This is a genomic window from Streptomyces griseoviridis, from assembly GCF_005222485.1.
GTDB lineage: Bacteria > Actinomycetota > Actinomycetes > Streptomycetales > Streptomycetaceae > Streptomyces > Streptomyces hintoniae.
Window position 1 is genome coordinate 7326142 of sequence record NZ_CP029078.1, and the last position, 13122, is coordinate 7339263.

15 protein-coding genes are annotated in these 13122 nt (G+C 72.1%); 10 read left to right on the forward strand and 5 right to left on the reverse strand.

What is annotated here, in order from left to right; genetic code table 11:
* Window positions 1-197: 197 nt before the first annotated feature.
* The gene (locus tag DDJ31_RS31745; protein WP_127176973.1) at window positions 198-872 is read left to right on the forward strand and encodes a pyridoxamine 5'-phosphate oxidase family protein; all 675 of its coding nucleotides are present in this window, start codon (window positions 198-200) and stop codon (window positions 870-872) included.
* A gap of 42 nt (window positions 873-914) precedes the next feature.
* Here DDJ31_RS31745 and DDJ31_RS31750 read toward each other — a convergent pair whose 3' ends face one another.
* Window positions 915-1340 carry a MarR family winged helix-turn-helix transcriptional regulator gene (locus tag DDJ31_RS31750; protein WP_127176972.1) on the reverse strand — a complete coding sequence of 142 codons (426 nt, stop codon included), beginning with the start codon at window positions 1338-1340 and terminating at the stop codon, window positions 915-917.
* 108 nt (window positions 1341-1448) lie between these two features.
* Here DDJ31_RS31750 and DDJ31_RS31755 point away from each other — a divergent pair, with 108 nt between their 5' ends.
* A complete protein-coding gene (locus DDJ31_RS31755) occupies window positions 1449-2090 on the forward strand; it encodes an MBL fold metallo-hydrolase (RefSeq protein ID WP_164784858.1) in 642 nt (213 codons plus the stop codon).
* A gap of 33 nt (window positions 2091-2123) precedes the next feature.
* On the opposite strand, the gene DDJ31_RS31760 is transcribed toward DDJ31_RS31755, so the two are convergent.
* The 3 genes from DDJ31_RS31760 to DDJ31_RS31765 are packed head-to-tail and all read right to left on the reverse strand — an operon-like array spanning window position 2124 to window position 4035.
* Entirely contained in the window at window positions 2124-3272 is a 1149-nt protein-coding gene (locus DDJ31_RS31760; protein ID WP_206280638.1) for an epoxide hydrolase family protein, read from the reverse strand.
* Window positions 3273-3295: 23 nt separating this feature from the next.
* On the reverse strand, window positions 3296-3430 hold the full coding sequence (locus tag DDJ31_RS39735) for a hypothetical protein (protein WP_276319300.1): 135 nt from the start codon (window positions 3428-3430) through the stop codon (window positions 3296-3298).
* Entirely contained in the window at window positions 3427-4035 is a 609-nt protein-coding gene (locus DDJ31_RS31765; protein WP_127176970.1) for a TetR/AcrR family transcriptional regulator, read from the reverse strand. The genes DDJ31_RS39735 and DDJ31_RS31765 overlap by 4 nt, the downstream gene beginning before the upstream one ends.
* 435 nt (window positions 4036-4470) lie before the next feature.
* Between DDJ31_RS31765 and pcaDC the strand changes: the two genes are divergently transcribed.
* From pcaDC to DDJ31_RS31780, 3 genes are read left to right on the forward strand one after another with little or no spacing between them, the layout of a single operon-like run.
* The gene (gene pcaDC / locus DDJ31_RS31770; RefSeq protein ID WP_127176969.1) at window positions 4471-5772 is read left to right on the forward strand and encodes a bifunctional 3-oxoadipate enol-lactonase/4-carboxymuconolactone decarboxylase PcaDC; all 1302 of its coding nucleotides are present in this window, start codon (window positions 4471-4473) and stop codon (window positions 5770-5772) included.
* A gap of 49 nt (window positions 5773-5821) precedes the next feature.
* On the forward strand, window positions 5822-6457 hold the full coding sequence (locus tag DDJ31_RS31775; protein WP_127176968.1) for an MBL fold metallo-hydrolase: 636 nt from the start codon (window positions 5822-5824) through the stop codon (window positions 6455-6457).
* A 43-nt stretch (window positions 6458-6500) separates the two neighbouring features.
* On the forward strand, window positions 6501-7280 hold the full coding sequence (locus DDJ31_RS31780) for an exodeoxyribonuclease III (RefSeq protein WP_127176967.1): 780 nt from the start codon (window positions 6501-6503) through the stop codon (window positions 7278-7280).
* Window positions 7281-7374: 94 nt separating this feature from the next.
* Here the strand turns inward: DDJ31_RS31780 and DDJ31_RS31785 are convergent, their stop codons facing one another.
* Entirely contained in the window at window positions 7375-9153 is a 1779-nt protein-coding gene (locus tag DDJ31_RS31785) for an SGNH/GDSL hydrolase family protein (protein WP_431026860.1), read from the reverse strand.
* 174 nt (window positions 9154-9327) lie between these two features.
* Here DDJ31_RS31785 and DDJ31_RS31790 point away from each other — a divergent pair, with 174 nt between their 5' ends.
* The 5 genes from DDJ31_RS31790 (at window position 9328) to DDJ31_RS31810 (ending at window position 13077) form a co-directional block, all read left to right on the forward strand.
* The gene (locus tag DDJ31_RS31790; RefSeq protein ID WP_127176965.1) at window positions 9328-9735 is read left to right on the forward strand and encodes a DUF6278 family protein; all 408 of its coding nucleotides are present in this window, start codon (window positions 9328-9330) and stop codon (window positions 9733-9735) included.
* A gap of 150 nt (window positions 9736-9885) precedes the next feature.
* A complete protein-coding gene (locus tag DDJ31_RS31795; RefSeq protein ID WP_127176964.1) occupies window positions 9886-10629 on the forward strand; it encodes an amino acid ABC transporter ATP-binding protein in 744 nt (247 codons plus the stop codon).
* A gap of 17 nt (window positions 10630-10646) precedes the next feature.
* A complete protein-coding gene (locus DDJ31_RS31800; protein ID WP_127176963.1) occupies window positions 10647-11561 on the forward strand; it encodes a glutamate ABC transporter substrate-binding protein in 915 nt (304 codons plus the stop codon).
* The gene (locus DDJ31_RS31805; protein WP_127176962.1) at window positions 11558-12202 is read left to right on the forward strand and encodes an amino acid ABC transporter permease; all 645 of its coding nucleotides are present in this window, start codon (window positions 11558-11560) and stop codon (window positions 12200-12202) included. Before DDJ31_RS31800 ends, DDJ31_RS31805 begins: the two co-directional genes overlap by 4 nt.
* Window positions 12199-13077, forward strand: coding sequence for an amino acid ABC transporter permease (locus tag DDJ31_RS31810; protein ID WP_127176961.1), 879 nt, complete (start codon window positions 12199-12201; stop codon window positions 13075-13077). The genes DDJ31_RS31805 and DDJ31_RS31810 overlap by 4 nt, the downstream gene beginning before the upstream one ends.
* Window positions 13078-13122 lie beyond the last annotated feature (45 nt).

Sequence of the window (13122 nt, forward strand, 5' to 3'; positions counted from 1 at the left end):
GCGCCGGGGCAGGCTGGAGCCGTGGCCGGTCACGGAGTCCCGAGAGGCGCGCGGTGGACGGCTGCCGGCGGGGTCCGGCCTCCGGGCACCGGCCGCCTCCCCGACGCGATCGGTGACGGGCGCACCCGGCGACCGCGTCGGGAAGGCGGCCGAGGACCTCTCCGTCCGAGCGCTCCGACGAAGGGACACGAAGGGCCATGACCGAGCAGACACAGGCGAAGGCGCCGGACGGCTCGCCCGCGGGCGACCTGGGCCGTCGTATCGCCGCACGACGCGTCGCGCAGGGGCTCTCCCGGGCGGAGGCCGCCGCGCGAGCGGATATGGCCACGGGCTATCTGCGGCATCTGGAACAGCACCCGGGCGCCGCGCCGAGCCGCAGCGCGATGCTCAGGCTGGCCGGAGCGCTGGAGACCACCGTCTCGGCGCTCACCGGAGGGGACGTCGACCGGCCGCCGGGCGCGGGGCAGGCCGCGCCCGCACCCGTGTTCACCGAGCTGAGCAGGACGGAGTGCGGGGACCTGCTGGCCACGCACGGGGTCGGACGGCTCGCGGTGTCCACGGAGAGCGGACCGCTGATCGTGCCCGTCAACTACAGCGTCGTCGACGGGACGATCGTCTTCAGGACCGCGCGGGGCGCCGCGCCGTCCCTGGCGTCCGGCTCCCGGGTGGCGTTCGAGATCGACCGCATCGACGACGTGTTCAGCCAGGGCTGGAGCGTGCTCGTGCGGGGGCACGCCCAACCGGTGACCGACCGCGGCGAGGTGCTCCGGCTGACCCGACGCTCCTACAGCAAGCCCTGGGCGGGCGGCCGGCGCGACCTGTGGGTGCGCATCCGGCCCGACGCGGTGACAGGGCGCCGGATCGCGGCCTGACGGCGCGGGTGCTCGGCCCGTGCGTCGTGCCGCGGCCAGTCGTCAGTGTCCGGTGAGCCGGGCCGTCAGGCGGGACAGCAGGTCGACGGCCTCGCCGAGTCGCCGCTGCTCGTCGGGGGTGAAGGTCTCACGGATGGTGGAGCCGAGGGCGCCGGCGCGGAGAGCGCGTTCCCGCTGAAGGCGAGAGCGGCCGGCGTCGGTGAGATGCAGCAGGAGCTTCCGGCCGTCGTCGGGATGCCGTTCGCCACGGACCAGGCCGCCGGCGGAGAGGTCCTTGACCGAGGTGGCGGCCGACTGGTGGGTGACGCCGCGCAGGCGGGCGAGGTCAGCGGTGGTCAAGGGGCCGTCGCGGTCGAGGAACCCGAGGACGGCGGCCTCGCCGGGCGGCATGGTGTCCACCGTACGGACCGCCCGGACCAGTTCGCCGAGTGACCGCCGCAGCGCTTCGGCCAGCGCGTCTTCGTCCATGCGGGCATCGTAACGCTCACCTTCCACTCAGTTGTACAGTTTAGTTGTACAGTTTGATTGTGTAGTGGTTGTGCGGCTGAGTCGATGCGAGAGGAGAGCGTGCCGGTCATGGAGCTCACCAAGTTCGGTCATGCGTGTGTGCGGTTGGAGAAGGACGGGCGCCGCCTGGTCATCGACCCGGGCGGTCTGACCGATGCGACGGCGCTGGAGGGCGTCGACGCCGTGCTCGTGACGCACGAGCACTTCGACCACTTCTCGGAAGAGGCGCTGCGCCGGGTCGCGGAGGCGCGTCCGGGGCTGCGTATCTGGACCAACTCGGCCGTCGCGAAGCGGCTGGACGGCCTCGGCACCCGGGTCGTCGCCGTCGGGGAGGGTGACGCCTTCAGCGCGGCGGGCTTCGACATCACGGTGCACGGCGCCTGGCACGCCGTCATCCACCCGGATGTCCCGCGCGTGCCCAACGTGGGCTTCCTCGTGGACGGAGCCGTCTTCCATCCAGGCGACGCCCTGACCGTCCCCGACACCCCGGTCGGCACGCTGCTGCTGCCCGTGCACGCTCCCTGGTCGACCGTGGGTGACCTGATCGACTATCTGCGCGAGGTCGCGCCCCGCGACGCCTACGCCGTGCATGACGGTGCCCTCAACGACGTCGGCACCGCCATGGTCGAGGGCTTCCTCGGCGAGCGCGGCCCTGAAGTCCCCGCCCGCTACCGGCGGTTGGCCCCGGGCGCGAGGGTCCGGATCGACTGAGGCGCGGCGTCGGCGCCCGCCCGCAAGCGACGCTCAGGCAGGCCGGCGGTGGCGCAGATCGCGGAAGAACGTGGTGATGTCGTCGGCGAGCAGGGCGGGTTCCTCGTGGGCGGCGAAGTGGCCGCCGCGGGGCATGAAGGTGTGGCGCGTGAGGTGGTAGGTCCGCTCGGCCCAGCTTCGTGGCGGTCGGGAGAGGTCGGCCGGGAACTGCGCGAGGGCGGTGGGGACCTCCACGCGCCGTACGCGCCGGGTCAGTTGGTGCGCGTACTCGTAGTACGGCCGGAAGGACGTGGAGATGGTGGCGGTGAACCAGTAGAGGGACGCCTGGGTGAGGAGGAAGTCGTCGCTGAAGCGGGCGGCCGGATCGCCGCCGCGGTCGCTCCACGCGCGGTACTTCTCCAGGATCCAGGAGAGCAGCCCCGCGGGTGAGTCGTTGAGGGCGGGGGCGAGGGTGAGAGGGCGGGTGCTCTGCTGGTGCAGGTATCCGCCCTCCTCCGCCTGCCAGGCCGCGACGGAGGCGAGGTGTGCCCGCTCCTGCGCGGTCAACGAGGCCGGTTCCTGGTCGGCCGGGGCCGCGACGGCGAGCAGGTGGATGCCGACGACGGCCTCGGGGTGCGCTTCGGCGAGCCGGGAGGTGATGCCGGCGCCCAGGTCGCCGCCGTGGGCCGCGTAGCGGGCGAAGCCGAGGTGGTCGCGCATCAGCCGGTGCCAGAGGTCGTGGGTCTGCTCGGTGCCGTCGAGGGCGGGCCGCTGGGGGGAGAAGGCGAAGCCGGGCAGTGAGGGGACGATGACGGTGAAGGCGTCCCGGGCGGCGCCTCCGTGACGTGAGGGGACGGCCAGGCGTTCGGCGAGGGCGGTGAGTTCCAGGACCGTGCTCGGCCAGCCGTGGGTGAGCACGATCGGCAGCGCGTCGGGGTGCTCGCCGTCGTAGCGGAGGTAGTGCACCGGTGTGCCGTCGAGGTCGGCGAAGTGCGACGGCAGGGCGTTGACGGCTGCCTCCTGGGCCCGCCAGTCGTAGCCCGAGGCCCAGTACCCGACGAGGCGGCGCAGTTCGGCGGCGTCGGTGCCCGCCTCCCAGCCGTCGACGGGCCAGGGCTCGGGCCACCGGGTGGCGCGCAGCCGGGCACGGAGGTCCTCCAGGTCGGCTTCGCTGACGTCGATCACGGGGGCGGTGGTCGGCACTGTGTGCTCCTTGCTCTCTCTGCTCAGGGGGCGGGCGCGACGACGGGGGAGCCGGCCGACTCCGCGCGCGTGACCCGTGGAGTGGCACGAGCGGCGCCCGCGAGGACAAGGGGGGCGGCCATGACGGCGGCGAGGACCAGCGGGGCGGCGGCGTTCACGTGCCCGACCCGCTCGCTCGACCGAGCGTCTGCACGATGGTCGCCCGAGTCACCTCGCGGGGCTCCCGCTCCGTGGACAGCAGCGTGTGCATGATCATCCCTTCCAGGAGCGCGTCGAGGCGGGCGGCGGTCTCGGGCCCGGTGAGGCGCGCCAGCGCCTCCCGGCTCGACCTGCTCCACTCCTGGGTCAGCGCGCGCAGCGCGGGGTCGCGCAACGCGGCCAGGCGCAGTTCGAAGCCGAGGATCGCGCTGCGGTGCCGGGACGGAACCTCCCGCACCTGGTCCACCAGGACGTCGATCAGCTCCTCGCGCGAGGTCACCTCGGCGAGGAGCGCCCCGTACTCGGTGATCCGCTGCTGGACGTACCGGGCGAACGCCCGCGCGCACAGTTCGGTCAGGCTCGCGAAGTGGTAGGTGACGGAGCCCAGCGGCACGTCCGCCCGCGCGGCCACCTTGCGGTGGGTGATCCCGGCGACCCCGTCCCGCGCGAGCACGTCCAGCGCGGCGTCGAGCACGCGCTCCCTGCGCCGGGGATCGTGACGGCGCGTGCGCCGGCCCTCGCCGCCCGCCGTCTCCTGCCCCGGGGATGCTTCCTTCTCCCGCACAGGAACAAAAGTACACCGCGTAAGGAACGAATGTTCTTATGAGGTCGCCCGATCGTGGCGGACAACGGATCACACCGCGGTGAAGCCGCCGTCCGCGGCGGGTACGGCGCCCGTGTGGACACCTGGTCGTGGATTCGTGGACGAACGCGGAACCGCCCCAACGGCCGACACCTCCGGCCGCGCGCGCACGCCATCATGGAGGACAACTGCCTCGCAGGGTCCGTCTGTACGATGCTCGGGCGTCTTGCTTCATGTGTCTCGCCAACAGGGGGTGCCGGATCACCTGCTCGCCGAGGGGGCCGGGCACACGGACGTGAAGACGACGAAGAAGTGGTACGTGAAGCCAGACGTGGCGGACCTGCTTCCAGCAGCGGAGGCATGGGGAGGTCTCGCAGGGGGCGTGTGACCGATCGTGACAGATGAAGGTGTGAACCCGTGATCGAAGGCAAGAACGAGACGCTGCAGTACCGCTTTGACGGGCCGGAACACCTACCAGCCCTGATTCTGGGACCCTCCCTCGGTACCACCTGGCACATGTGGGACCGTCAACTGCCCGAACTGACCAAGCAGTGGCGGGTCTTCCGCTTCGATCTGCCCGGTCACGGCGGCGCCCCCGCCTACCCGGCCGGCTCGGTCTCCGAGCTGGTCGGCCGGCTGCTGGTCACCCTGGACGAGCTGGGGGTGCAGCGGTTCGGCTACGCGGGCTGCGCGTTCGGCGGCGCCATCGGCATCGAACTCGCCCTGCGCCACCCCGAGCGGGTCGCCTCGCTCGCCCTGATCGCCGCCTCGCCCCGGTTCGGCTCGGCCGACGAGTTCCGTCAGCGCGGGGTGATAGTGCGCACCAACGGCCTCGACCCGATCGCGCGGACCTCGCCCGAACGCTGGTTCACCGGTGGGTTCGCGGCGGCCCAGCCCGCGATCACCGAGTGGGCGGTGCAGATGGTGCGCACCACCGACCCCGGCTGCTACATCGCCTCCTGCGAGGCGCTGGCCGCCTTCGACGTCAGGACCGAGCTGGGCAGCATCGGCGTCCCCACGCTGGTCCTCGTCGGCTCGGACGACCAGGTCACCGGGCCCGCCGAGGCCCGCACCCTGGTCGCCGGCATCCCGGACGCCCGGCTCGCCGTCGTCCCCGGCGCCTCGCACCTCGTCCCGGTCGAGCAGCCGGGCGCCGTCACCGACCTGCTGATCCGGCACTTCTCCACCGCCTGGCAGCCCGCGTTCGACTCGACGACCGGGCAGATCGCGATCCCCGTCATGCCGCCCAAGCTGGTGCCGGCCGCGCCGCCGCAGTCCTCGCCGATCGCCGAGATCGCCCCGGCCGTCGTCCCGCCGCAGCCCGCCGCCGGAGGTCGCGCCGACCCCTACGACGCGGGCATCAAGGTGCGGCGCGAGGTGCTCGGGGACGCGCACGTGGACCGGGCGCTGTCGCAGGCGGACGAGTTCTCCGGCGACTTCCAGGAGTTCGTCACCCGCTACGCCTGGGGCGAGATCTGGGACCGCCCCGGGCTCGACCGGCGCTCCCGCAGCTGCGTCACGCTCACCGCCCTGGTCGCGGGCGGCCACCTCGACGAGCTGGCCTTCCACACCCGCGCGGCACTGCGCAACGGCCTCACCCCCGCCGAGATCAAGGAAGTGCTGCTCCAGGCCGCCGTGTACTGCGGGGTACCGGCCGCGAACAGCGCGTTCCGGGTGGCGCAGAAGGTCATCCGGGAGGAGACCACCCCCGAGGAGTGAGCGGCCGGGGGAGCGAGCGGGGGTGATCCGTGCGAGGGAGGATGAAGGCATGAAACTGACGAAGATGTCCCACGCGTGCGTGCGCCTGGAGAAGGACGGGCGGACGCTCGTCGTCGACCCGGGCGGTTTCAGCGAGACGGACGCCGCGCTCGGCGCCGACGCGATCCTCATCACGCACGAACACCCCGACCACTTCGACGAGAGCCGCCTGCGGACCGCCCTCGACGCCGATCCCGCCGTCGAGATCTGGACCCTGAAGTCCGTCGCCGACCAGCTCACGGCCGCCTTCCCCGGCCGTGTCCACACCGTCGGCCACGGCGACGCGTTCACCGCGGCCGGCTTCGACGTGCAGGTCCACGGCGAGCTGCACGCCGTCATCCACCCGGACCTCCCGCGCATCACCAACGTCGGCTATCTGATCGACGACGGCCGGGTCTTCCACCCGGGGGACGCCCTCACCGTGCCCGGCCGTCCGGTCGGGACGCTGATGCTGCCGGTGATGGCCCCCTGGAACAAGCTCTCCGAGGTCGTCGAGTACGTCCGCGAGGTCGCGCCCGAGCGCACCTACGACGTCCACGACGCCCTCCTGACCGACCTCGCCAGGCCCGTCTACGACCGGCAGCTCGACGCCCTCGCCGACGCTGAGCACCTGCGGCTCGCGCCCGGCGCCTCCGCCGAGGTCTGAGCGCGGGACCGGGCTGTCAGTGCCGCCCGGTAGGTTGTGGGGCATGCGTATCGCGACCTGGAACGTGAACTCGATCACCGCCCGCCTGCCGAGGCTGCTGGCCTGGCTGGAGAGCAGCGGCACGGACGTGCTCTGCCTCCAGGAGGCCAAGCTGGCCGAGGAGCAGTTCCCGTTCGAGGCGCTGCGCGAGCTGGGCTACGAGGCCGCCGTCAACGCGACCGGCCGGTGGAACGGCGTGGCGGTGCTCTCCCGGGTCGGCCTCGACGACGTCGTCAAGGGCCTGCCCGGCGGTCCCGCGTACGAGGGCGTCGAGGAGCCCCGCGCGGTCTCCGCGACCTGCGGTCCGGTCCGCGTCTGGTCGGTGTACGTGCCCAACGGCCGCGAGGTCGACCACCCGCACTACGCGTACAAGCTCCAGTGGTTCGAGGCCCTGAGGGCGGCCGTCGCCACGGACGCCACCGGCACCCGCCCCTTCGCCGTCCTCGGCGACTACAACGTGGCACCGACGGACGACGACGTCTTCGACGTGGCCGCGTTCGAGGGCCTCACCCATGTCACCCCCGCGGAGCGGGCCGCCCTCGCCGACCTGCGTGCCGCGGGCCTGGCGGACATCGTGCCGCGCCCCCTCAAGTACGACCACCCGTACTCGTACTGGGACTACCGGCAGCTCGCCTTCCCGAAGAACCGCGGCATGCGGATCGACCTGGTGTACGGCAACGCCCCCTTCGCCGACGCCGTGAAGGACGCCTACGTGGACCGCGAGGAGCGCAAGGGCAAGGGCGCCTCGGACCACGCCCCGGTCGTCGTCGACCTGGAGGTGTGACAGCGGCTCCGCCACGGGGCCGCCGTAGAGGGCTCCACCATGGGGGCCGCCGCTTCTCGCGGCGGCCGTGCGGCCCCGGGGCGCCTGGACGGTCCTACAGCAGCCGCAGGTCCACCGAGTCCGCCAGCGCCGCGAGACCCGTGTCCCCGGGGTGCAGATGGTCGCCGCTGTCGTACCCGGGCAGGATGCGCGCGGGGTGGTCCGGGTCACGGACGGCCGCGTCGAAGTCGAGGACGCCGTCGAAGACGCCCGCGTCCCGGATCCAGGCGTTGACGGCGACCCGCTCGGTGTCGACGGCGGCCGTGCAGCGCGCCTCGCCCTCGCAGGGCAGCAGCGTCGCGGCCAGCATCCGCAGCCCGCGCGCGTGCCCGCGCTCCGCCAGCTCCCGCAGGCCCGCGACCACCTGTCCCGCGCCCGCCTGCCAGCGGACGTCGTTGATGCCCTCGAAGACGATCACCGTGCGCGCCGACGTCTGGGCGAGGACGTCCCGGTCGAACCGGTGCAGGGCGCTCACCCCTGACGTGTCCGTCGAGATGCCGTCGCCCGCGTAGACCTCGGCGGTGACCCGGTTGCCCGAGATCCCCTCGTTGAGCACGCCGTAGCGCGGCACCGCGCGCTGCCCGAGCAGCCGGGCGGCCAGCACGTTCGGCCAGCGCCGGTTGGCGTCGGTCGTCGACATGGTGCCGTCGGTGATGGAGTCCCCGAGCGCCACCACGGCGCCGGGACCGCCGCCCACGTCCACCCCGGTCAGCAGCGGCCAACTGGTCAGCACGGTGGTATAGGCGGTCGCGGAGCCGTCCGCCGTGTGGTCGCCCGGCTCGCTCAGGTACGAGCGCTGCACGGCGAGCCGGTGCACGGGAGCCGCGGGCACGGTCCCGGGCAGATGGAAGCTCACCAGCAGGTTGGTGTCCTCGGGCACGGCGAACGCCAGCGGATCGCTGAACGCCTGCGCCCCTGCCGGGATCTCCACGCCCGGCGCGCGTCCGAAGGAGAGCGCGACCGGCGTCCGCCGCGTGCCCGCCCCGGCCGCCTGCACGGCCACCGTCGCGCCCGCGATCCGCACCGGCGCCGACGCGAAGGTGTTGTCGAACCGCAGCCGCACCCGGGGCCCGCCCACCGAGGTGTGCACCACCAGCCGCAGGGTCCGGTCGCTCCACGGGCCGAGCGCCGGATGCCCGGACGTCGCCGCCGCCCAACTCCCGCTCCAGCCGCGCCCGGACGCCCGCACCGACAGCGCGAACACATGCAGACCGGCCGCCCGTGGCAGCCGCACCGACGCGACCTCGCGGCCGGCGCGCAGCGCCGCGGTGACGGCGTACAGCCGTGCGGGCGTGGTGAGTCGGCCGTCCGGTGTGTTCACGTGGGGGAGAGTCACGGCCTTGGTCGCGGCCGGTCCCGCGCGCCAGTCCGGCGCGGTCAGCCGGTACGTCGAGCGGGTGCCGTCACGGTAGGAGACCGTGCCCGAGCCGCCCACGTCCGCGCCGCCGGTGCCCGTCACCAGGAAGGCGAGGGCGTCACCGCGCCCGCCCACGCGGACCGACTGCCCCGCGGCACGGACGTTGTCCGGCCGGCCGGGGCGGGTGCGCGGCCAGGTCAGCCGGGCGCCCTGCACGGTGAGGGCGCGGCCGGGCGTCCAGGCGGCTGCCGTCAGGTCCTGCGCGGACAGCGACCCGCCCGAGCCGTCGAGGTCGGCGCGCTCCGGATGGGCGTCGTCGCCGATACCCCGGTTGTCGAAGAGGCGGGCCAGCGGCAGCGGTCCGCTGGGGCCGCCGCCGGTGCCGTCGGCCGCCCGCGCGGTCCCCGCGGGCACGGCGCCCAGGAGCGCGGCGAGCACGACGGCGGTGACTCCTGGTGCCAGGGATCTCGGACGCACGTCCGTACTTCCTTCCCACCGGGGAACTGACGTCCAGACAGTAGCCACGGGTGACGGGGGCGCGCAGGAGACACTCAGGCCAACTCCGCGCTCCTGCGACCGCCCTCCCGCGCCCGGCGCGGCGGCCCGCGCGCCCTGTGGTGCCGGGCCCGCCCTCGGTGCGACGCTGAGCCTATGAACATCCCTTTCCTGGGCAGGCGTCGCGGCAGCCCTCAGGCGCGCGACCCGGAGGGCATCGCCGAACTGCTTTCCGAGTGCGAACTCCTGCGGGACCACGCCCATCGGGCGGGTGTCCGACTCGACGACTCGGCCGACTCGTTGGAGGCGCTCGACCAACTCGTCCCCGGCTGGCGGGACGACGAAGAGATCCTGCCGTGGCTCGGCAACGACGCCGGCCTCTACCTGGGGACCGTGCTGGTGCGGACGGTGCCGGAGGCGCGCTGGGTGATCAGGGAGGACGGCCAGCCCGTCGTCCGCCTCGTCACCGGCCGTGAGTTCGACGTCGTCGCGGCCGGCCAGGAGTGGGCCGCGAGCGGCGTTCCCGAACTCTCCCAGCTCTACGCCGAGGTGGCGGAGTCCTGACCCCGGCGTCCTGATGTCCCGGCGCCCTGACATCTGAAAATCGGCGTAAATACGGCTAATGCCCGAAAACTGCGTGTCGTGACCGTGGTTCATGTTCGGCTGGATAGTTTGCGGCAACCACGACACAGCTGAGAGTGAGTAGGGCTGCGAATGGCCGTCGATCCGTTGATCGAACTGCGTGACGTCAACAAGTACTACGGGGAGCTGCATGTCCTGCGGGACATCAGCCTCACCGTCGGGAAGGGGGAGGTGGTCGTCGTCATCGGCCCCTCGGGGTCGGGGAAGTCCACGCTGTGCCGCACGGTCAACCGGTTGGAGACCATTCAGTCCGGATCGATCCTGCTCGACGGCAGGCCGCTGCCCGAGGAGGGCCGCGCGCTCGCGCGACTGCGCGCCGAGGTCGGCATGGTCTTCCAGTCGTTCAACCTCTTCGCCCACAAGACGGTCCTGCAGAACGTCTCGCTCGCCCAGACCAAGGTCAGACGCCGCAAGCGGGACGACGCCGACCGGCGCTCCCTCGAACTCCTGGAGCGGGTCGGGCTCGCCGCGCACGCCGCGAAGTACCCGGCGCAGCTCTCCGGCGGCCAGCAGCAGCGCGTGGCCATCGCCCGCGCCCTCGCCATGGAGCCCAAGGCCCTGCTGTTCGACGAGCCGACCTCGGCCCTCGACCCCGAGATGATCAACGAGGTCCTGGAGGTCATGCGGCAACTCGCCAGGGACGGCATGACGATGGTCGTCGTCACCCACGAGATGGGGTTCGCCCGCTCCGCCGCCAACCGCGTGGTGTTCATGGCCGACGGCCGGGTCGTCGAGGACCGCGCCCCCGAGGAGTTCTTCACGGCGCCGCGCAGCGAGCGGGCCAAGGACTTCCTCTCCAAGATCCTCAAGCACTGAGCGCGGAAGGGCGATCCATGTTCCGCACCACACGTGTGTGCACGGCCCTTGCCGTGTTCGTCGCGCTGCTCGCCGCCGCCTGCGGCAAGGACGGCAGTCCGCCCGTCAAGGGTCCGGCCGCCGAGCGGCTGCCCGTCTACCAGGTCGCGCGGGGCTACGAGTTGCCCGCGTCCCCGACCTGGCGGCGGGCCGAGCGGCGCGGCCATCTCGTCGTCGGCGCCAAGGAGGACCAGCCCTATCTGGGCGAGAAGGACCCGGCCACCGGCACCTACTCCGGATTCGACATCGAGATCGCCAAGATGATGTCGGCGTCCCTCGGCTTCCCGCCGGACACCGTCCGCTTCAAGACCATCGCCTCCGCCAACCGCGAGACGTCCCTGCAGAACGGGCAGATCGACTACTACGTCGGCACCTACACCATCAACGCCAACCGCAAGAAGCTGGTCGGCTTCGCCGGCCCCTACTACCTGGCGGGACAGTCCCTGCTGGTGCGCAGCGACGAGCACGACATCGACGGCCCGCAGGACCTCGACGGCAAACGCGTCTGCTCGGCCGCCGGTTCGACGCCGTACCAGCGGATCAAGGACGACTACCCGAAGGCCGACCTGGTCTCCTACGACACCTACTCGATCTGCGTCGACAACCTGCTGACCTACCAGGTCGACGCCGTCACCACCGACGACGCCATCCTCATCGGCTACGCGGCGAAGGCCCCCGACGAACTCAAGGTCGTCGGCAGGCCGTTCTCCCGCGAGCCGTACGGCATCGGCGTCCCGCACTCCGACAACGCCCTGCGCTTCGCCCTCGACGACGCCCTCCAGGCCCGTGAACGGGACGGCGACTGGAAGAAGGCGTACGACGCGACGCTCGGCCTGTCCGGCGTGCCCGCACCGAAACCGCCCGCCATCGACCGTTACCAGGCCGGCTCATGAACGTACTGACAGACAACTTCTCCACGTTCGCCCACGGTTTCCTCGGCACCGTCGAACTCACCGTCTACGCCTCGCTGTTGGCGCTGCTGCTCGGCTTCCTGATGGCGTCCTTCCGGGTCGCCCCGGTCGGCTCCCTGCGGGTGTTCGGCACCGTGTGGGTGACCGTCCTGCGCAACACCCCGCTCACCCTGCTGTTCTTCGCGGTGCTGCTCGGGCTGCCCCGGTTCGGTCTGGTGCTGCCCTTCCAGGTGTTCGCGGTGCTCGCCCTCGGCTGCTACACCTCGGCGTTCATCTGCGAGGCGCTGCGCGCGGGCATCAACACCGTGCCCACGGGACAGGGCGAGGCGGCCCGCAGCCTGGGCATGTCCTTCGGCCAGACCCTCGGGGTGGTGGTGCTGCCGCAGGCGTTCCGCTCGGTCATCGCGCCGATCGGCTCCACCCTCATCGCGCTCGCCAAGAACTCGGCCATCGCGGGCGCCTTCAGCGTCACCGAACTGCTCGGCACCTACAAGACGTTGAGCGAGCTGGGTTACAACATCGTCTGGACGTTCGTCTGGATCGCCGTCGGCTACCTGATCATCACGCTCGCCATCAGCGCCCTGTTCAACCTGATGGAGCGGAAGTGGGGGATCGCCCGATGACCGAGGCCACCGCCCTCTACGACCTGCCCGGTCCCCGCACCCGCCGACGCCACCGGCTCTACGGGGTGTTGTCCACGGCCGTGCTCCTCGCCCTGATCGGCTGGGTCCTGTATCTCCTGTTCGACACCGACCAGTTCACGTACACGAAGTGGATGCCCTTCGAGTACAAGGGAATTCAGGAACTGCTGCTGCGCGGGCTCGGCAACACCCTCAAGGCCTTCGCCATCGCGGGCGCGCTGTCGGTGGCGCTCGGCGGACTGCTCGCCGCGGGACGGCTCTCCGACCACCGTCCGGTGCGCTGGGCGGCCACCGCGGTCGTCGAGTTCTTCCGGGCCATGCCCGTCCTGGTGATGATCTTCTTCGTCTTCGTGGCGCTGAAGGTGCAGCCGCTGCCCGCGCTGGTCACCGGACTCACCCTGTACAACGGCTCGGTGCTCGCCGAGGTGTTCCGCTCGGGTGTCAACAGCGTCGAACGCGGCCAGCGGGAGGCGGCGTTCGCGCTCGGCATGCGCAAGTCGCAGGTCATGGCGCATGTGCTGGTGCCGCAGGCGGTGCGGGCCATGCTGCCCGCGATCATCAGCCAGTTGGTGGTGGCCCTGAAGGACACCTCGCTCGGCTATTTGATCACATATGAGGAGTTCCTCCACGCCGGGAAGCTGATCGCATCGAACCTCGACTACGATTTGCCGTTCATCCCCGTGGTGATGGTGATCTCGCCGATCTACATCGGGATGTGCATGCTGCTCTCCTGGTTCGCCGGCTGGGTGTCCCGACGGGAGCGGCACAGTCCCAAGACCGACGCCGTGGAAGTCGCCGCGGCCGAACCCGGGACGCTGCTGCCGGGTGGGGATCCCCCCACGGCCCCTAGACCGTAGGGGGCAGCAGTTCACAGAGCCATACCCGCCCGGCGCCGGCCGGAG